Origin of the sequence: Streptomyces sp. NPDC050743 (genome assembly GCF_044456925.1) — a bacterium.
Taxonomy (GTDB): domain Bacteria; phylum Actinomycetota; class Actinomycetes; order Streptomycetales; family Streptomycetaceae; genus Streptomyces.
On sequence record NZ_JBITGJ010000006.1, the window covers coordinates 243,404 to 260,776 of the forward strand.

19 protein-coding genes and 1 pseudogene are annotated in these 17,373 nt (G+C 72.1%); 12 read left to right on the forward strand and 8 right to left on the reverse strand.

Going from position 1 to position 17,373, the window contains the following annotated elements:
- Nucleotides 1–7: 7 nt before the first annotated feature.
- The 3 genes from ACIBJF_RS10135 to ACIBJF_RS10145 all read right to left on the reverse strand — a co-directional run bounded on the left by ACIBJF_RS10135 (nucleotide 8) and on the right by ACIBJF_RS10145 (nucleotide 3,797).
- A complete protein-coding gene (locus tag ACIBJF_RS10135) occupies nucleotides 8–1,828 on the reverse strand; it encodes a glycosyl hydrolase family 18 protein (protein WP_399173217.1) in 1,821 nt (606 codons plus the stop codon).
- A gap of 134 nt (nucleotides 1,829–1,962) precedes the next feature.
- Nucleotides 1,963–2,604 carry a response regulator gene (locus ACIBJF_RS10140; protein ID WP_399173218.1) on the reverse strand — a complete coding sequence of 214 codons (642 nt, stop codon included), beginning with the start codon at nucleotides 2,602–2,604 and terminating at the stop codon, nucleotides 1,963–1,965.
- A complete protein-coding gene (locus ACIBJF_RS10145; RefSeq protein WP_399173219.1) occupies nucleotides 2,601–3,797 on the reverse strand; it encodes a sensor histidine kinase in 1,197 nt (398 codons plus the stop codon). Before ACIBJF_RS10145 ends, ACIBJF_RS10140 begins: the two co-directional genes overlap by 4 nt.
- 151 nt (nucleotides 3,798–3,948) lie before the next feature.
- Between ACIBJF_RS10145 and ACIBJF_RS10150 the strand changes: the two genes are divergently transcribed.
- From ACIBJF_RS10150 to ACIBJF_RS10170, 5 genes are all read left to right on the forward strand, one after another.
- The gene (locus ACIBJF_RS10150) at nucleotides 3,949–4,521 is read left to right on the forward strand and encodes a hypothetical protein (protein ID WP_399173220.1); all 573 of its coding nucleotides are present in this window, start codon (nucleotides 3,949–3,951) and stop codon (nucleotides 4,519–4,521) included.
- Between the two features lie 79 nt (nucleotides 4,522–4,600).
- On the forward strand, nucleotides 4,601–5,305 hold the full coding sequence (locus ACIBJF_RS10155; protein ID WP_399173221.1) for a response regulator transcription factor: 705 nt from the start codon (nucleotides 4,601–4,603) through the stop codon (nucleotides 5,303–5,305).
- Complete coding sequence (locus ACIBJF_RS10160; RefSeq protein ID WP_399173222.1) at nucleotides 5,302–6,765, forward strand: ATP-binding protein; 1,464 nt, start codon at nucleotides 5,302–5,304, stop codon at nucleotides 6,763–6,765. The genes ACIBJF_RS10155 and ACIBJF_RS10160 overlap by 4 nt, the downstream gene beginning before the upstream one ends.
- Nucleotides 6,766–6,820: 55 nt before the next feature.
- Nucleotides 6,821–7,225 carry a hypothetical protein gene (locus ACIBJF_RS10165; RefSeq protein ID WP_399173223.1) on the forward strand — a complete coding sequence of 135 codons (405 nt, stop codon included), beginning with the start codon at nucleotides 6,821–6,823 and terminating at the stop codon, nucleotides 7,223–7,225.
- Entirely contained in the window at nucleotides 7,225–7,446 is a 222-nt protein-coding gene (locus ACIBJF_RS10170) for a hypothetical protein (protein ID WP_399173225.1), read from the forward strand. Before ACIBJF_RS10165 ends, ACIBJF_RS10170 begins: the two co-directional genes overlap by 1 nt.
- A gap of 32 nt (nucleotides 7,447–7,478) precedes the next feature.
- Here ACIBJF_RS10170 and ACIBJF_RS10175 read toward each other — a convergent pair whose 3' ends face one another.
- Together ACIBJF_RS10175 and ACIBJF_RS10180 are read right to left on the reverse strand one after the other, a co-directional pair.
- Nucleotides 7,479–8,051 (reverse strand): cob(I)yrinic acid a,c-diamide adenosyltransferase, encoded by a 573-nt coding sequence (locus tag ACIBJF_RS10175; RefSeq protein WP_399173226.1) that lies wholly within the window; start codon nucleotides 8,049–8,051, stop codon nucleotides 7,479–7,481.
- 13 nt (nucleotides 8,052–8,064) lie between these two features.
- Nucleotides 8,065–8,576 (reverse strand): annotated as a pseudogene (locus ACIBJF_RS10180) (ABC transporter permease); the annotation flags it as partial.
- Here ACIBJF_RS10180 and ACIBJF_RS10185 point away from each other — a divergent pair.
- From ACIBJF_RS10185 to ACIBJF_RS10200, 4 genes are all read left to right on the forward strand, one after another.
- A complete protein-coding gene (locus ACIBJF_RS10185; protein ID WP_399173247.1) occupies nucleotides 8,472–9,086 on the forward strand; it encodes a TetR/AcrR family transcriptional regulator in 615 nt (204 codons plus the stop codon). The pseudogene ACIBJF_RS10180 and the gene ACIBJF_RS10185 overlap by 105 nt on opposite strands.
- Before the next feature lie 236 nt (nucleotides 9,087–9,322).
- The gene (locus tag ACIBJF_RS10190) at nucleotides 9,323–10,171 is read left to right on the forward strand and encodes a 3-hydroxyacyl-CoA dehydrogenase family protein (RefSeq protein ID WP_399173228.1); all 849 of its coding nucleotides are present in this window, start codon (nucleotides 9,323–9,325) and stop codon (nucleotides 10,169–10,171) included.
- 163 nt (nucleotides 10,172–10,334) lie between these two features.
- On the forward strand, nucleotides 10,335–10,658 hold the full coding sequence (locus tag ACIBJF_RS10195; RefSeq protein ID WP_390058662.1) for an STAS domain-containing protein: 324 nt from the start codon (nucleotides 10,335–10,337) through the stop codon (nucleotides 10,656–10,658).
- A gap of 343 nt (nucleotides 10,659–11,001) precedes the next feature.
- Nucleotides 11,002–13,416, forward strand: coding sequence for an ATP-binding protein (locus ACIBJF_RS10200; protein WP_399173248.1), 2,415 nt, complete (start codon nucleotides 11,002–11,004; stop codon nucleotides 13,414–13,416).
- Nucleotides 13,417–13,501: 85 nt separating this feature from the next.
- Here ACIBJF_RS10200 and nucS read toward each other — a convergent pair whose 3' ends face one another.
- Nucleotides 13,502–14,173: an endonuclease NucS gene (nucS, locus tag ACIBJF_RS10205; protein ID WP_351799990.1), complete on the reverse strand. Its 672-nt coding sequence runs from the start codon at nucleotides 14,171–14,173 to the stop codon at nucleotides 13,502–13,504.
- 276 nt (nucleotides 14,174–14,449) lie between these two features.
- Between nucS and ACIBJF_RS10210 the strand changes: the two genes are divergently transcribed.
- Complete coding sequence (locus ACIBJF_RS10210) at nucleotides 14,450–14,842, forward strand: SCO5389 family protein (RefSeq protein WP_030656147.1); 393 nt, start codon at nucleotides 14,450–14,452, stop codon at nucleotides 14,840–14,842.
- Between the two features lie 117 nt (nucleotides 14,843–14,959).
- Here ACIBJF_RS10210 and ACIBJF_RS10215 read toward each other — a convergent pair whose 3' ends face one another.
- Nucleotides 14,960–15,988 carry an LLM class flavin-dependent oxidoreductase gene (locus ACIBJF_RS10215; RefSeq protein WP_399173230.1) on the reverse strand — a complete coding sequence of 343 codons (1,029 nt, stop codon included), beginning with the start codon at nucleotides 15,986–15,988 and terminating at the stop codon, nucleotides 14,960–14,962.
- 221 nt (nucleotides 15,989–16,209) lie between these two features.
- Here ACIBJF_RS10215 and ACIBJF_RS10220 point away from each other — a divergent pair, with 221 nt between their 5' ends.
- Entirely contained in the window at nucleotides 16,210–16,542 is a 333-nt protein-coding gene (locus ACIBJF_RS10220; protein ID WP_399173231.1) for an ATP/GTP-binding protein, read from the forward strand.
- Nucleotides 16,543–16,557: 15 nt separating this feature from the next.
- Here the strand turns inward: ACIBJF_RS10220 and ACIBJF_RS10225 are convergent, their stop codons facing one another.
- Nucleotides 16,558–16,713, reverse strand: a complete 156-nt coding sequence (locus ACIBJF_RS10225) for a hypothetical protein (protein WP_399173232.1) — start codon at nucleotides 16,711–16,713, stop codon at nucleotides 16,558–16,560.
- Nucleotides 16,714–17,208: 495 nt separating this feature from the next.
- On the opposite strand from ACIBJF_RS10225, the gene ACIBJF_RS10230 reads away from it, so the two are divergent.
- A partial coding sequence (locus ACIBJF_RS10230) for an excisionase family DNA-binding protein (protein ID WP_399173249.1) occupies nucleotides 17,209–17,373 on the forward strand: 165 nt, incomplete at its 3' end.

The following is a 17,373-nucleotide window of genomic DNA, read 5'->3' on the forward strand; positions in this document are numbered from 1 at the left end:
GAGCTTTTTACAGGTTGCTGCTGATGGCGTTCACCAGCTCACCGTCGCTGGTGTCGCCGCTGAACTCCCAGAAGAACGCGCCGCCCAGGCCCTGGGACTTGGCCCAGCTCATCTTCCCGGCGATGGTCGACGGGGTGTCGTACGACCACCAGTTGCTGCCGCAGTGCGCGTACGCGGTGCCCGCGACGGTGCCGGTGACCGGACAGGACGACTTCAGGACCTTGTAGTCCTCGATGCCCTGCTCGTAGGTGCCGGCCGCCGGTCCCGTGGCCGTGCCGCCCGGGGCGTCCTGGGTGACGCCGGTCCAGCCGCGGCCGTAGAAGCCGATGCCGATGAGCAGCTTGGACGCGGGGACGCCGATGGACTTGTACTTGGCGATCGCGTCGGCGGTGGTGAAGCCCGCCTTCGGGATGCCGGAGTACGAGGTGAGCGGGGAGTGCGGGGCGGTCGGGCCCTGGGCGTCCCAGGCACCGAAGAAGTCGTACGACATCACGTTGTACCAGTCGACGGAACTCGCGGCGCCCGCGTAGTCCGCGGCCTCGATCTTGCCGCCGGAGGAGCCGTCGGCGGTGACCGCGGCGGTGACCAGGTTGTTCGAGCCGAACCTGGCGCGCAGCGCGGCCATCACGTTCTTGAAGGCCGCGGCCCCGCTGGTGTCGCAGGACAGGCCGCAGGCGTTGGGGTACTCCCAGTCGATGTCGATGCCGTCGAAGACGTCGGCCCAGCGCGGGTCCTCGACCAGGTTGTAGCAGGACTGCGCGAACGCGGTCGGGTTGGCCGCGGCCTGGGCGAAGCCGCCGGACCAGGTCCAGCCGCCGAAGGACCACAGCACCTTGATGTTCGGGTACTTGGCCTTCAGCTCGCGCAGCTGGTTGAAGTTGCCGCGCAGCGGCTGGTCCCAGGTGTCGGCGACGCCGCTGACCGACTGGTCGGCGGTGAACGCCTTGTCGTAGTCGGCGTAGGAGTCGCCGATCGCGCACTGGCCGTTGGTGACGTTGCCGAAGGCGTAGTTGATGTGCGTGATCTTCGCGGCCGAGCCGGACGTCACCAGGTTCTTGACGTTGTAGTTGCGGCCGTAGATGCCCCACTCGGTGAAGTAGCCGAGCTTGACCTTGTCGCCGCTGGGCGGGGGAGTGGTGCCGCCGCCGGTGGTGTGCACCTTGACCGCGCCGCTGACCGGGCCGGTCTGGTCGGCGGTGTCGCGGGCCTGCACGGTGTAGGAGTAGTCGGTGCCGGCGGTCAGACCGCTGTCCGTGTACGAGGTGGTGGTCACGGTGCCGACGACCTTGCCGTCGCGCAGCACGTCGTAGTTCTTGACGCCCTTGTCGTCGGTGGCGGCGCTCCAGGCGAGCTTCACCGAGGTGTCGGTGATGTTCGAGGCGGTGGGTGTGCCGGGGGCGCTGGGCGCGGCGTCGCCGGGGACGGTCGTGCCGTCACAACTGTCGCCGTTCAGCTTGCAGTTGGACGGGGAGCCGGGGCCCGCGCCGTTGAAGCCGAAGGAGACGGAGGCACCGGGGGCGATGGTGCCGTTGTAGGACTTGTTCTTGGCGGTCCAGTGGGTGCCGGAGGACGTGACGTCCGCGTCCCAGGCCGAGGTGACGGACGTACCGGAAGGGAAGTCCCACTCGATCGTCCAGGAACTGATGGCCGTGGTGCCGGTGTTCTTCACCGTCCACTTGCCCTCGAAGCCGGTGCCCCAGTCCTGGGTCTTGGCGTACGTCGCCGTGGCGGTGGTCGCGGCCTGGGCGGGGCTCGCGAGACCGACCAGGCCGGCCAGGGGGAGCAACAGGGTCGCGAGCCCTGCCGCGGCTCTGTGTCTGAAGCGCATGCTGCGCCTCCTCGATAAGTGGGGAATGGCGGAGGTGTCAGGGGCATGACTGAGCCTTCACGCCCACGGTGCTGCGAGAGTAGGAAGGTCTGGACCACGGGTCAATAGGTCTGGACCAATTTCCTCCGTGCCCGCTAGACACCCAACTCCTGCGCCAGCAAGGCCGCTTGCACCCGGCTGCGCAGCCCCAGCTTGGCCAGCAGCCGGCTGACGTGCGTCTTCACCGTGCCTTCCGCCATCCGCAGCCGCTCGGCGATCTCGGCGTTCGACAGGCCCTGGCCGACACAGGACAGCACCTCCCGTTCGCGCCGGGTCAGGCCCTCCAGCGCGGCCGGACCGTCCGTCCTCTCCCGCACCGGACCGGCCGCGAACTCGGCGATCAGCCGCCGGGTCACGGCCGGCGCGACGATCCCCTCCCCGCGCGCCACCGTGCGCACCGCCTTCAGCAGATCCCGGGCCTCGGTGCTCTTCAGCAGAAACCCGGCCGCGCCCGCCCGCAACGCCCCGAACACGTACTCGTCGAGATCGAAGGTCGTCAGCACGAGGACGTCCGCGAGCCCCTCCGCGACGATCCGCCGGGTCGCCGACACCCCGTCCAGGCGCGGCATCTGCACGTCCATCAGGACCAGGTCCGGCCGCAGTTCCCGGGCCAGCTCCACCGCCCGCTCGCCGTCCGCCGCCTCCCCGGCCACCTCGATGTCCGGCGCGCTGCGCAGGATCAGGACGAGCCCGGCGCGTACGGCGGACTGGTCCTCGGCGACCAGGACACGGATCACGGGGAGTCTCCTCTGGCTGCGGTTTCGGTCTCTGTCCCGGTGAGCGGAAGGGCGGCGCGTACGGCCCACCGGCCGGCCTCGGGCCCGGCAGCGAAGCCGCCGCCGAGCAGCGTCGCCCGCTCCCGCATCCCGGTGAGCCCGGAGCCCGAGCCGGGGGCGCGCGGGGGGTCGCCGGGCCGGTAGGAGCTGGTGACCTCGATGTGCAGGGTGCCGTCGGCCTGCCGCAGGGCGACCCGGACCGGTCCCGGCGCCGCGTGCTTGAGCGCGTTGGCCAGGGACTCCTGCACGATCCTGTACGCGGCCAGCTCCACCGGCGCGGGTACCCGGCCGTGCCGGGCCGCCAGGCGGACGTCCAGGCCATTGACGCGGGCGCCCTCGACGAGGGTGGCGAGGCCGTCGAGCGTCGGGGTGGCGGCCGGCTCCAGATCGCCGCTGCTCTCCCGCAGGATGCCGATCAGCCGCCGCATCTCGGCGAGCCCGGCCACGCTGTTCTCCCGGATCACGCTCAGGGCGTCCCGGGAGGTCCGCGGATCGTCCAGCGACAGCGCGGCCGTGGAGTGGATGGCGATCGCGGACAGATGGTTGGCCACCATGTCATGCAACTCCCGTGCCATTCTGGCCCGTTCGGCCGTGACCGCCTGGGCCCGGTCCATCTCGGCGAGCAGCGCGGTCTGTTCGGCGCGCAGCCGGGCGGCCTCGGCGGCGTCCCGGTGATTGCGCACCACCCAGCCTGTCGCGGCCGGCGCGAACGCCACCACGCCGATCCCCACACCGATCAGCAGCGCCTGCGGATCGCGCCACAGGGCGGCCGGTACGACCCCGCCGAGCACGGTCAGCAGCCCGGTGATCCAGGGGATGCGGCGGGCGGAGGACGGGGTGCCGTACAGGACGGCCGCGTACACCAGGTCGGTGTACAGCACGATCGTGACGACGCTGCCCAGCGTCACCGTGTCCAGGGTCAGCGCGAGCGTGCCGACCAGCAGACCGATGCGCGGCCGGGTGCGGCGCAGCGGCTCGCACGAGGCCGTCACCGCCAGCGGCACCAACGGCGCCCAGGGCGCCGCCCACTGCACGAGCGGGTCCGCGGGCACCCGCGGATGGATCCCGAACAGCCACAGCAGCACCCCGCCGAGCAGCCCGCCCACGGCGATCCGCACGTCGTCGCGGTGGGGGCGGGGGAACGCGAGGGTCATGCCCCCATCCAACAGGGCCCACGGCCGCCCCGCTTGCTCCCTGGGCACGGTCCTCGACTGCACCTTTCGCTTACCCCGGGATTCGCCCTCACCGACGACGATCCGCGCCCCGGGCGCCGGGAGCCTTGGAGGTGAGCGAGGGGAGCGAATCGTGATCGTCGGGTTGATCATCGCCTGCGAGGTGGCGTTCTGGGTGCTGCTGGCCGCCGGACTGGCCGTGCGCTACCTGCTGAAACGGCGCCGCGCGAGCGTGGTGTTGCTGCTGTGCGAGCCCCTGCTGGAACTGGTGCTGTTCGTCGTGACCGCGATCGACCTGAAGAACGGCGCCGAACCGGACTGGCGGCACGGACTGGCCGCCGTCTACATCGGCTTCACGGTCGGACTCGGCCACTCCACCATCACGTGGGCCGACGCCTGGGTGGCCCACCGCTTCGCGGGCGGCCCGCGCCCGGTCAGGCCCCCGAAGTACGGCAGGGCCCGCGCCGTCCACGAGTGGAGGGTCGCGGGCCGCTGGATCCTCGCCTGCGCGGTCGGCCTCGCGCTGCTCCAGGCCGCCGCCTGGTACGTCGGCGACGGCCGCGACACCGATCCGCTGCGGGCCTGGCAGCTGCGGCTGCTCATGGTCCTCGCCGTCAACCTGGTCCTCGCCGTCGGCTACACGGTGTTCCCGAAACGGGAGCCGGCCGGGCAGCGCCCGCGGCACGAGGTCCAGCGCCGCCCCTGACCCGGCCGAAGCAGCCCCGCCCACCCTGCCGCCCGCTCGGCGCGGGGTCGTACGCTGACCGGCGACGAGGAGGGGGCGCATGACGGACACGGCGGGCTCCGGTGCGGTGCTGGTCGTCGACGACGACGCGGCGATCCGGCGCTCGCTGGAGCGCGGACTCAGGCTGAGCGGCTTCGCGGTGCGGACCGCCGCCGACGGCCCCGAGGCGCTCGCGGCGGTCCGGGACGCGCCGCCCGATGTGCTGGTGCTCGACGTGTCGATGCCCGGCATGAGCGGCATCGAGGTGTGCACCCGGCTGCGCGACGAGGGCCGGGACCTGCCCGTGCTGATGCTCTCCGCGCTGGACGAGACCGCCGACCGGATCGCCGGGCTCCAGGCCGGGGGCGACGACTACCTGGTCAAGCCGTTCGCCCTGCAGGAACTGGTGCTGCGGCTGCGCGCCCTGCTGCGCCGCCGCCCGCCGGCCGGCCCGGCGCCGCTGCGGGTCGCGGGCCTGGTGATCGACCCGGCCGCCCGGACCGCCGGGCGCGACGGCAGGCCCCTGGACCTCACCCGGCGCGAGTTCGAGCTGCTGGAGGTGCTCGCCCGCAACGCCGGACTGGTCCTCACCCGCGACCAGCTCCTGGAACGGGTGTGGGGCTACGACTTCGACGTGCGCACCGACACCGTCGACACCTTCGTCAGCTATCTGCGGCGCAAACTGGAGGCGGACGGCGCCGGCAGGCTGATCCACACGGTGCGGGGCGTCGGCTTCGTGCTCAGGGAACCGCGGGACACACCGTGAGACTCTCCACCCGTATCGCCCTCGCCGTCGGCTGCACCGTCCCGCTGCTCGTGCTCGCCGCCGGCTGGCTGCTGCTGCACCTGGTCGCACGGGACCTGAAGCGGACCGAGGACCAGCACCTCCGGCAACGCGCGGTGGCCCTGGCCCCGGAGGCCCGGGCGCTGCTGCGGGCCTCGGCGAACGGCCGGCCCAAGGCCGCCGACACCCGGGAGCGCCGGCTGTACAGCGCGGCCCTCGACGTCGGCGTACGGCTCGTCGGAGCGGACACGGACTTCGGCGGCGGCCCCCAGCCCGGCCCCGCCGTGACCCTGCCCGACCGCACCTCCGGCTTCGCCACCCTGCGCGACGGCGGGCGCGGCTGGCGGGCCCTGGCCCGGCCGGTACGGACCGCGGCGGCCTCCGGCACGCTGTGGCTCTTCTCGCCCGACACCGCCGACCGCGCCCAGGTCCGGCTCGTGCGCAACCGGGTGCTCCTCACCGCGGTGCTCGCCGCACCCCTGTCCGGGCTGCTCGCCTGGGGCCTGGCCGCCGGAGCGAGCGCGCCCCTCACCCGCCTCACCCGCCGCGCCGCCGGCCTCGACCCGCGCACCAGCACGACCCGGCTGCCCGAGGAACGCACCGGGGTGCGCGAGGTCGACGAGCTGGCCGCGACCCTCAGGACCGTCCTCGCCCGCTACGACGAACAGGCCGCCCGCACCGGCCAGGCCCTGGACACCGCCCGCTCCTTCTCCTCCGCGGCCGCACACGAACTGCGCACCCCGCTGATGAGCATGGGCACCAACCTCGACATCCTCACCGGCCACCCCGACCTGCCGGCACCGGAGCGCGCCGAGGTCCTCGCCGACCTGCACCGCGAACACGCCCGCCTGCTCGGTCTGCTGGTGATGCTGCGCGACCTGGGCCGCGCGGACCTGGTGGAGGCGGAGGCGTTCCGGCCCGTCGACCTGCCCGACCTCGCCGACGCCGCCGTCGCCGAGGCCCGGCGGCGCGCCCCGGACGCCGACATCGCCCTCGACGCGGGACCCGGGGTCACCGTGCACGGCTGGGAGCCCGGCCTGCGCCTGCTGCTGGACAACCTGCTCGGCAACGCCCTCGCCCACGGCCGCGACGCACAGGGCCGGGCCCGGGTGCGGGTCGGCGTGACCGGCACCGCCGGCCAGGTCCTGGTCACGGTCGACGACCAAGGCCCCGGGGTACCGCCCGATGCCCGCGCCCGGATCTTCGAACGGTTCCGGCGGGGCCCGGACAGCGCCGGCTCCGGGCTCGGCCTCACCCTCGTCGCCCAGCAGGCGGCCCTGCACCGGGGGAGCGTCACCGTCACGGACGGGCCGAACGGGACCGGTGCGCGCTTCGAGGTACGGCTGCCGTCGGGCGGCGCGATCCTGCCCGGCCGGCGGGACTGGCTGATCGGCACAGCCGGGGCAAACCGGTCACAGAGTTTCCCCAAAGACCCTTCCTAGCCTGCGTTGCGTCGGACGGACGACCCGCTCGTCCGGGAAGGGAACGGAGACACCGATGAATGCACGTCGACGTACGCGCACCCTGCTCGCCGGGTGCGCCGTGGCGGTTGTCCTGGCGGGCACCGCCCAAGTGGCCTCGGCCGACAGCGGCAGCCCCGCACCGGCCCCCACCGGAGACGGGGCCCACGCCCTGTGCAAGCGGGTGCCCAAGATCGACCGCCGGATCCAGCGGGCCCTGAAGCGGCTGGACGCGGGGGCCGGCACCCGTGGCTCGGTGGCCCGGCTGCAGCAGCGCGTGGACAACGCGAAGAAGGCCGGCCACACCCAGATCGCCACCTTCCTCCAGGACCGGCTGGACTTCCGCAAGTCGCTGGTGAGCAACCTCCAGCAGCGCCAGAAGGACCTGAACGACGTACGGACCTGGTGCCGGGACAACAACGGCGGGAAGGCGGCGAGCTGATGCGGGCACGGCGGGCCATGCCACCGGCGGTGGCCCTGTCGGCGGTGGCGCTGATGGTGGCGCTCACCGCGGGCTGCGCCCACCACGACGGGGCGTCCCCGAACAGCCCGGCGGTGTCCGGCACGCCCTCCGGATACGCCGAGATGCAGAAGAAGGTGAACGCGGCGGAGTCCGCGGCCGCCGCGGCCGACCGGGACGCGGCGAGCGACACGGACCGCTGACGCGTCACGGGTCCCCGCGCGGGTAGCCGCTCTCAGCGCTCCCCGCCGGGGACCCACAGCACGTCCCCGACGTCCTTGTTCGCCACCCGCGCCAGAATGAACAGCAGGTCGGACAGCCGGTTGAGGTAGGTCGCCGTGAGCGGGTTCATCGTGTCGCCGTGCACCTCCAGGGCCGCCCAGGTCGAGCGCTCGGCGCGGCGTACGACCGTGCAGGCCTGGTGGAGGAGGGCAGCGCCCGGGGTGCCGCCGGGCAGGATGAAGGAGCGGAGCTTCTCCAGCTGCTCGTTGAAGCGGTCGCAGTCCGCCTCCAGCTTGTCGATGTAGAACTGCTCCACCCTCAGCGGCGGGAACCCGGGGTTCTCCACCACCGGCGTCGACAGGTCGGCACCCACGTCGAACAGGTCGTTCTGGACGCGCGTGAGGACCTTGACGACCTCCGCGTCCAGGCCGCCCAGCGCGATCGCGGTGCCGATCACCGCGTTGGCCTCGTTGGCGTCGGCGTAGGCCGAGATCCGGAGGTCGGTCTTGGCGACCCGGCTCATGTCACCGAGGGCGGTGGTGCCCTTGTCGCCGGTCCTGGTGTAGATGCGCGTCAGATTGACCATGTGGCCAGCGTAGTTACGCCCCGGCCGTCCGGAACACTCGTGTGCCCACCGTCACCGCCAGCGCCGTGAAACCGACGGCGACGAGGACGCCGTAGAGCATGTGCGCGGTCGCGTAGTGCCCGACGTACCGTCGCGCACCGCGTCCACCAGGTAGCGGAACGGGATGAAGTGCGACAGCACGTTCAGCCAGGCGGGTGCGAGGGTCATCGGGAGCATCAGGCCGGACAGCAGCATCGACGGCATCGACACCATGTTGATCAGCGGGCCGAACTCCTGCGGGGTGCGGACCTTCATGCCGAGCGCGTACGACAGCGAGGCCAGCCAGAGCGTGAGCAGGGCGACGAAGGCGAAGCCGACGAGCACGCCGGCGAGCGGCGTGCGCAGGCCCGTCACCAGCGCGGCCAGCACCAGCAGCACCGCCTGGAAGACGAAGACCGTGGCGTCGCGCAGCACCCGGCCGAGGAGGAGGGCGAGGCGGCTGACCGGGGTCACGCGCATCCGCTCCACCACCCCCTGCCCCTTGTCGGCGATGACCGTGTCTACAACTACTTCTCCGCCAAGGAAGACCTCTTCTTCGACCGCTCCGCCGGCATGATCGACCGCCTGGCCCGCTGGGTCCGCGGCCGTCCCGGGGGCGAGTCGGAGGCCGCCGCGGTCCTGCGCGAACTGCGCGAGGAGGTCGAGGCCGTCTCCCCCCGGGTCGGCCTGCTCCCCGGCTACGCCGCCTTCATGAAGGTCATCGAGGAGGCCCCCGCCCTGCGCTCCCGCCTCTGGGCCATCGGCCAGGAGGTCCAGGCCAACCCGGAGCAGGCCCTGCGCGAGGAGGCCGGCGCCGCGGACGACGACGAACTGCCCCATCTGATGGCTGGTCAGATCGGCTGGATCCACAGCACGGTCATCGCGGTCATCGGCCGCGAAATGGTCAAGGGCCGCGAACCGCGCGAAGTGTCCCGAGAGGTGCTCGCCCTCCTCGACGACATCGAGGACCTGTTGGGCGAACGGGTCCTGGACTACGCCGTGCGGACGGCGGCCTGAGCGCGCCTTCCGAAGCGCCAACCAGCGCCGATCCGCAAGGGATTGGCGCGTCGGCCGCAGCGCCCGCAATCCCCCCGGGCGAGCCGGTGGGAGGATCGCCGATTTCGCCGGCCGGGACGTGACGGGTGTCTCACGCTCTGAGACCGTGACACGCGTTACTAACCGCTCACACAGCGCCGCCGGAGCGCTAGGGTCCGCCGGAGAAGCAGACTTGGAGCGCGTTCAAGGGAGTCGGAGTGGCACGGAAGCTCGCCGTCATCGGGGCCGGTCTCATGGGGTCCGGGATCGCTCAGGTCGCCGCGCAGGCGGGCTGGGACGTCGTCCTGCGGGACGTCACCGACGAGGCACTGAAGCGTGGCACCGACGGCATCAAGGCCTCGTACGACAAGTTCGTGAGCAAGGGCAAGCTGGAGGCGGGCGACGCCGAAGCCGCCCTGGCCCGCATCACCCCGACCACCGACCTGGACGCCGCCGCCGACGCCGACGTCGTCGTCGAGGCCGTCTTCGAGAAGCTGGAGGTCAAGCACGAGATCTTCCGCGCGCTCGACAAGCTCGTGCGCGAGGACACCGTGCTCGCCTCCAACACCTCCGCCATCCCGATCACCAAGATCGCGGCGGCCACCGAGCACCCCGAGCGGGTCGTCGGCGTCCACTTCTTCTCGCCGGTGCCGATGATGCAGCTCGTCGAGCTGGTCCGCGGCTACAAGACCAGCGACGAAACCCTCGCCACCGCGCGGGAGTTCGCCGAGTCCGTCGGCAAGACCTGCATCGTCGTCAACCGGGACGTCGCCGGCTTCGTGACCACCCGGCTCATCTCCGCCCTCGTGGTGGAGGCGACCAAGCTGTACGAGTCGGGCGTCGCCACCGCCGAGGACATCGACCTCGCCTGCAAGCTGGGCTTCGGGCACGCCATGGGCCCGCTCGCCACCGCCGACCTCACCGGCGTGGACATCCTGCTGCACGCCACCAGCAACATCTACACCGAGTCCCAGGACGAGAAGTTCGCCCCGCCGGAGCTGATGCGCCGGATGGTGGACGCCGGTGACATCGGCCGCAAGAGCGGGCAGGGCTTCTACAAGTACTGAGCACCTTCCGTACGGACATCCGCCGGACATCACCCCCGGGAGTATCACTCCCAGGGGTGAATTCGGTATCGGTTCGCTTACAAACAGCAACCGCACCACCACTCACACAGTCAGACGTTGCAACGTCACGGAGTACGCCAACCGCACTCAACGGGGAGCGCATATGTACATCAGGGGCGACCACGCCGAGCTGGTCGTCGGGGGGCGCCTCGACGTCCGCAGCGCGGCGGACGCCCGTACGGCCCTGCACTCGGCCGTCGACGGCGGAGTCGGCGACCTGGTGCTCGACCTGTCCGAACTGGACTCCTGGGACGCCACCGGACTCGGGGTGATCATGGGTGCCCACCGGCGGGCCGGCCGCTGCGGTCGCCGTCTGGTGCTGCGCGGTGTCCCACCGCAGATGCAGCGCCTGCTGGTGGCCACCCGGCTGCACCGCATCCTCGCCATCGAGGGCGGCATCGGGGTCGAGTCGCTGCCCCGCGTCTGAGGTGCGTATGGGGGTGAGGTGCGTACGGGCATGGGGTGCGTACGACCGTGAGGTGCGCACGGGTGTGAGCCGGACGGAGACCGCTGCGGCCGGCGGGACCCGGGCACAGCCGCCGAAGCGCACGACGGGGGCAATCCTCACCGGACTGTGACGTCTCGGACCGCACGGCACCCCGCCCTGTCGGAGATACTGAGCGAAGGTTTAGGGTTCGGTCGCCCGCCGCCTCGCAACCCTCGACCGAGCGGGCCCGGACCAGAAGCGACAGCGCGGTGTGCGACCAAGGCCGGGAGGGGCCGCAATCACGGGCACACGACGCTTTTGGGGGTTTGAACCCATGGAACCCATGGACCCGATCCACCGGGGACCCGAGGAGCACGGCCAGGCGGCCGGCCGCCGCCCGCCCCGGGAATCCCTGACCTCCGACTTCGGCCAGAGCACGCCCGCGCTGGCCCGCACGGCGCATGTCGTGGCCGGCGACCTGCTGCTGACCGTGAACCCGGTCGACGGCAGCGAGATAGAGCCCTGCCCACCGCACCGGCAGCCCGAGCGCCCCCGCAAGCGCACCGCCGACGAGCGCGCCGAGACCGAGCGCGCCGCCCGGCCGCCGGTGCCGCCCGGCCCCGCCCAGCCGGCGCTTCCCCTGCTGGAACGCCAGGACGAACGCGAGCGCCTGGTCCGGCTGCTGGCCCGCGGCCGTTCGGTACGGCTCACCGGGCCCGGCGGCTCCGGCCGAACCGCCCTGCTGGACCTGGTCGCAGAGGACTGCCTGGACCTCGCCCCCGACGGCGTGGTCCGTCTCACCGGCTTCCACCGCACCGCCACCGACCTCCTGCACGACCTCTTCCACGCCGTCTACGACGCCCCGCGCCACCGCCTCGATCCGGACGAACTGCGCGCACTGGTCCGCGAGATCGGCGCGGTCGTCGTCCTGGACGACATCGAGTTCGGCGGCGCGGCCCTCGACGAGCTCCTCGACGCCACCCCCGAGTGCGCGTTCCTGATCGGCGCCACCCCCGACGTGCCCGCGCCCGCCGAGGGGTCGGAGGTCGAGGAGGTCTTCCTCAGCGGCCTCGACCGCGCGGCCGGTGAGGAGATCCTGGAGCGGACCGCCGGCCGGGTCCTCACCGAGGAGGAGTCCAACTGGGCCGGCGACCTGTGGTTCGAGTCCGAGGGCCTGCCCCTGCGCTTCGTCCAGGCCGGCGCCCTGCTCCGGCAGCGCGACGAGCTGCGGGCCGGCGCCGGGGCCGTGGACGAGTACGGCGTCTTCGAGGACGCACGCCAGCCCGCCGAGCTGCCCCTGGAAACGGCGGACGAGGTCCCGCTGCCCTCCCTCGGCGAGGCCGCCGCGCCCGCCCCGCTGCTCGCCTCCCGGCTCAGTGCCTCCGCGCGCGCCACCCTGCGCTTCGCCGTCGGCCTCGGCGGTGAGGTGCCGCACCAGGCGCATCTGCCGGCGCTGATCGGCGACACCCACGCCGACGCCGCCCTCGGCGAACTGGCGGGCTGCGGACTGGTCTCGCCGGTCGGTGCCCGCTACCGGCTCGCGGCCGGTGTGCTGACCCAGCTGGAGGCCGCCGGATACGCCGACGACGCCCGGACCCAGGCGCTGGCCGCCGCCGAGCACTACGCCTGGTGGGCCGGGCATCCCTCGGTCACCCCCGAGCGGGTGTGCGCGGAGGCGGACGCGGTGCTGGCCGCGCTCGCCGTGATCGTGCCGCACACGGCGCCGTCCGCCGAGGGGGAGGAGAGCTGCGCGGTACGGCTCGCCCGTACGGCCGCGCCCGCGTTCGCCGCCGGGCTGCACTGGAGCGCCTGGGAACGGGCCCTGCGCTCCGGCGCCGAGGCCTCCCGGCTGGCCGGTGAGGTATCCGAACAAGCCTATTTCCACCACGAGTTGGGTGTCCTCGCGCTGTGCGGAGGCCAGCTCGACCGGGCCCGCGCCGAGTTGGAGGCGTCCATCGGGCTGCGCGGGGCGCTCGCCGACAAGCGGGGCACGACCGCCGGGCGCCGGGCGCTCGCGCTGGTCGCCGACCGCTCGGGCGACGTACCCGGGATCGCCGCGACGGCGGGGGAGGAGCTGCCGGAGGTACGGCACGAGGAGTCGGCCCCGCCGCCGTACGTGCCCCTCGGCGACCCGCTGGTCACGACCCGGCTCCCGGCCGCCGCGGAGCGGGGCGGAGGCTTCCGGCGGCTGGCCCGCCGCAACCTCGTCGCGGTCGGCTCCGGGGCGCTGCTCGCCGCCGTGCTGGGTACGGTCGTCACGCTGGGCATGACGTCCAACGAGAACGCCGACAAGAACCCGGCCGGCAACGTCGACGTCAATCCGTCGGCGAGCCAGGACACGGACGACGGCACCCTGGGTGCCGACCCGAACCAGACCCCGTCCGCGGGCACCGGATCCCACCGGCCCACCAGCAGCCCGACGAACCCGGGCCCCGACGGCACGACGGACGACCCGACGCCGTCGGCCACGACGCCTTCGGCCGGCCCGAGCCACACCAAGGGCACAGGCGGCGGAGGCACGACGCCGACCCCGTCCAGGCCCAGGACGACCAAGCCGGGTACACCGACGCCGACGAAGACCCCCAGCACGCCGCCTTCGACCTCGCCGACGTCCAGCCCGTCCACCTCGCCGTCGACCAGTCCGACGACCACGAGCCCGTCCACGACGGACACGGCGAGCGGCCCGACGGCACCGCAGAGTTCGGGGAGTGCGACGGGCTCGGGGGCCGCGTCGGAGTCGTACGGCTCGGTGATCTGAGCGCGGCTGGTCTCCGCCCGCCGCGACAGCGCTCGACTCGTCATGGTCGAGCGCCGTCGCGGCGCAAAAGACCAAAGGCTGAGGCTCAGAACAAGCGCAGCTTGTCGTCCTCGAGGCCGCGCAGGGCGTCGTAGTCGAGGATCTGGCAGTTGATGCCGCGGTCGGTGGCGAGGACGCGGGCCTGGGGCTTGATCTCCTGCGCGGCGAAGACGCCGCGGACCGGGGCCAGATGCGGGTCGCGGTTCAACAGGTCCAGGTAGCGGGTGAGTTGCTCGACGCCGTCGATCTCGCCCCGGCGCTTGATCTCCACGGCGACCGTCTGGCCGTCCGCGTCCCGGCACAGGATGTCCACCGGGCCGATGGCCGTCATGTACTCGCGGCGGATGAGGGTGTATCCCTCGCCGAGCGTCTCGATGCGGTCGGCGAGCAGCTCCTGCAGGTGCGCTTCCACGCCGTCCTTGATCAGGCCGGGGTCCACGCCGAGTTCGTGCGAGGAGTCGTGGAGGATCTCCTCCATCGTGATGATCAGTTTCTCGCCCGCTTTGTTGACGACGGTCCACACGCCCTCGTCCTCGCCCGTGCCCTCCTTCAGCGTGCAGGGCGGCGACATCCAGTTGAGGGGCTTGTAGGCCCGGTCGTCGGCGTGGATGGAGACGCTGCCGTCCGCCTTGACCAGGATCAGGCGGGGCGCCGAGGGCAGGTGGGCGGTGAGCCGGCCGGCGTAGTCGACCGAGCATCGGGCAATGACGAGACGCATGGTCGGCAACGCTACTCGACGCCCCGAGGTGCGCGCGATTCGCCCGTCCTGCTCCCGATCGATCGTCCCAATTGTCCCTGGAAACTCTTGTTCATCCCTGGCCGATTGTGCCCGTAACGGGACCGTTCCATATACGCATTCTGCTGGTGTGGTCACCGACGGTTGCCTACCGTAGTAAACGGGAGGTCGCCGCCTATGTACTGAGAGTGTTCGATATCGCGAACTCCCTTACCCGTCCGGCAACCCCTGCTCCGTGGGGGTGCGAGAGGAGAACCCATGTCGCTCGACGTCTCACCGGCCCTACTCGAACAGGCCGAGCGAGGCGAGGTCGACGAAGCAGCATTCGTCGACTGCGTCCGGACCTCCCTGCCCTACGCATGGGAGATGATCAGCTCCCTGGTGGCCCAGCTGAAGGTCGACGGCGGACCGTTCGCCGACAACCAGACGCCCCCGCCGGACGAGCAGGCACGCGGTCAGCTGCTGCGTGCGCTCGCGAGTGACGCCATCCGCGGCGCCCTGCAGCGGCACTTCGGTGTGCGGCTGGCCTTCCAGAACTGCCACCGGGTGGCGGTGTTCCCGCTGGACGCCTCGGTGGACGAGACCCTGGCCCGCTTCACCTCGGTACGCAGCCAGTTGCTGAACCAGTCGCCGGAGCTTCGGGACTGCTGACGGGCAGTCCCGGTACGGCGGACGCTGTCAGCCGCATGCTTGCCGCTCCACCCGGGGGAGGTGCATTCAGTGCTGGGGCGGCAAGCCCCCAAGGCGGCCGGGGAGGTGCCGGGCGGCTCAGCGCAGCTGGGGCAGCACCTCGGCGCCCAGCCGCCGCAGGTTCTCCTCCGTCGCGGCGAGATCGCCCGAGCCCTCCACGAGGAGCGCGAAGCGGGTGATGCCGGTGCGCTCCGAGGTGGCCGCGAGCCGGTCGGCGGCCAGTCGCGGGGTGCCGACCGGGTGCAGTCCGCAGAGCAGTTCCGTGTAGGCGTACGGGTCGCGCATCGAGCGCGCCCGGCCGTCGACCGTCACATGCGCCTCCAGGCCCTGCTTCAGCCAGCCCGGCATCGCCTTCATCAGCGTCTCCGCCGCGTCCGTGCGCCGGTCGGCGAGCTGGCACACCCCGGCCGAGACGTGCGCGGCGCCCGCGATCTCCTCGGCCGGCCGGCCCGCGGCGCGGGCGCAGCTGCGCCACAGGGCCACCATCTCGGCCTTTTCCTCGTCCCCGACGTGCATGCCGAGCAGCATCGGCAGCCCGCGCTCGGCGGCGAGCCGTACGCTCGACGGCGAGGTGCACGCGACGACGACCTCGGGGCCCGGGGCCTCGGTCAGCGCCTCCGAGGGGCGGGGTACGACCGGCACCTCGCGGAAGCTGAACCTTTCGCCGGACGCCGACACCCGTGGCTCGCGCAGCCAGCGCAGCAGCAGATCGAGTGACTCGGGGAATCCGCGTTCGTACGCCGCCAGGCCCGCGCCGAAGACCTCCAGGTCCACCCAGGGCCCGCCGCGGCCCACGCCGAGCGTGAACCGTCCGCCGCTCGTCAGGTGCAGCAGCGCCGCCTGCTCGCCGAGGGCGACCGGGTGGGCGGTGGGCAGTACGCTGACCGCCGTACCGACCCGGATGCGGTGGGTGCGGCCGAGCAGCAGGGCGGCGAGGGTGACGGCGGACGGGCATGTGCCGTACGGCACGAAGTGGTGCTCGGCCAGCCACACGGCGTCCAGCCCGGCCTCCTCGGCGACCTCCGCCGAGCGGACGGCCCGGTGCAGGGCTTCCCCGGGGCCCTGGCCCGGGAACTGGGCGCCCAGCACAAAACTTCCTACGTACATCTCATTTCCTGCTTCCTTGGCTCCGACCCGGAGCTCCCCCACAGGGCATAACCGTCTGACACGTGCGCAGGACACGGCCTCACGGAGAGATTTGCGGATTGTCTGCAGAATGGGTCGCCCTGGAGGGTGACTTGTACGGGTTGGTTCCGTACCCGTACCCCACATGGCGGCGCGTAGGCTGGATGCAGCCGTGCTTCCTGTATAGCCCCGAGAGGTGTCCCGTGTCCCCGCGTCGCAACCGACCGAAGGCAGCCGGATCGTCGGGCCGCAGCGCCGAGGACGACCGCGCCGGCCGGTACGGCGGCTGGCAGTCGACCGAGAACTGGCAGGGCGAGGACTGGAGCGTGCGCCATGTCGCCGGGTCGAGCGCCGAGGGCAAGACCTACCGCTGCCCGGGCTGCGACCAGTTGATCCCCTCCGGCGTCCCGCACGTGGTGGCCTGGCCGGAGCACGCGGGCGTGGACGACCGCCGCCACTGGCACAAGGCCTGCTGGAACGCGAAGGACCGCCGCACCACACGGGTGCCGCGGTCCCGTAACGCGCCGAGATTCTAGCCGGTCTCCTCGCGGCTAGGGTGCCGGTGGAACGAAGGTGGGCCGCAGCGCGGACGGCAGGTCGGACACCGTCCCGTAGACCAGGACGTGATCCGGGTTCATGGGGGCGGCCAGCTCGTTCCGGACCGACAGAACTTCATCGGACGCGCGGGTGAAGCCGTACTCGGACATAGCGTTTCTCTTTTCAGGTTCGAGGAACCGGGTCCGTCGGGCACGGACCAAGAGACCGGGGTCCCCTTTTTGAGGCCGGTCTCCAGCTTCGGCGTGCATGCATCGCAAGGGCTCCGCATGCACGCGTGAACGCGCTGGTACAGACGCTTCGTCGGCGGGCAGGGCCCACTGGCCTGAAACTTTCAGCCGCCGGCCGTCCCGCGGATGCGTCACAGGGCCCGCACATCCATGGATTTTCTGTGTGCTTTCTGTGAGTTCCCTGCGTGCATAGAGGGGAGCGCGGCGGCCGTGGCGCCTGTCGGCCGCACAGAAATGGCTGGTTTTCGTCCCTGGGGAGATGGTCGTCAAACACCAGGGCCTCCCGTCGGCGCCGTGCGGATCTGGCGATCCGCAGCGCCGGGGAGGCCCTCGTCCGATCAAGCGCCCAGGCTCACCAACTTCATTGGTAACCCCTAGTGTTGTGTATGTACAGTTGCGTGGGTGGAGTTGCTGCGTATGTCCAAGGCTGCGAAGCGTCTCGGGATACACCCGATGACGCTTCGGCAGTGGGCGTTGGACGGCAAGATCCCGTTCACGTGGGTCGGTCGTGAGCGCCGGTTCTCCTCGGTGGACGTGGAGAACATGAAGCGCGGCAGCAACTCCGAAACCTCCCGTCCGCGC

Bases quoted from the DNA above. Each gene is read 5' to 3' on its own strand.
- ACIBJF_RS10135 (WP_399173217.1), bottom strand. From the start codon at position 1,828: ATGCGCTTCAGACACAGAGCCGCGGCAGGGCTCGCGACCCTGTTGCTC.
- ACIBJF_RS10145 (WP_399173219.1), bottom strand. From the start codon at position 3,797: ATGACCCTCGCGTTCCCCCGCCCCCACCGCGACGACGTGCGGATCGCC.
- ACIBJF_RS10155 (WP_399173221.1), top strand. From the start codon at position 4,601: ATGACGGACACGGCGGGCTCCGGTGCGGTGCTGGTCGTCGACGACGAC.
- ACIBJF_RS10165 (WP_399173223.1), top strand. From the start codon at position 6,821: ATGAATGCACGTCGACGTACGCGCACCCTGCTCGCCGGGTGCGCCGTG.
- ACIBJF_RS10170 (WP_399173225.1), top strand. From the start codon at position 7,225: ATGCGGGCACGGCGGGCCATGCCACCGGCGGTGGCCCTGTCGGCGGTG.
- ACIBJF_RS10175 (WP_399173226.1), bottom strand. From the start codon at position 8,051: ATGGTCAATCTGACGCGCATCTACACCAGGACCGGCGACAAGGGCACC.
- ACIBJF_RS10195 (WP_390058662.1), top strand. From the start codon at position 10,335: ATGTACATCAGGGGCGACCACGCCGAGCTGGTCGTCGGGGGGCGCCTC.
- ACIBJF_RS10200 (WP_399173248.1), top strand. From the start codon at position 11,002: ATGGACCCGATCCACCGGGGACCCGAGGAGCACGGCCAGGCGGCCGGC.
- nucS (WP_351799990.1), bottom strand. From the start codon at position 14,173: ATGCGTCTCGTCATTGCCCGATGCTCGGTCGACTACGCCGGCCGGCTC.
- ACIBJF_RS10210 (WP_030656147.1), top strand. From the start codon at position 14,450: ATGTCGCTCGACGTCTCACCGGCCCTACTCGAACAGGCCGAGCGAGGC.
- ACIBJF_RS10215 (WP_399173230.1), bottom strand. From the start codon at position 15,988: ATGTACGTAGGAAGTTTTGTGCTGGGCGCCCAGTTCCCGGGCCAGGGC.
- ACIBJF_RS10225 (WP_399173232.1), bottom strand. From the start codon at position 16,713: ATGTCCGAGTACGGCTTCACCCGCGCGTCCGATGAAGTTCTGTCGGTC.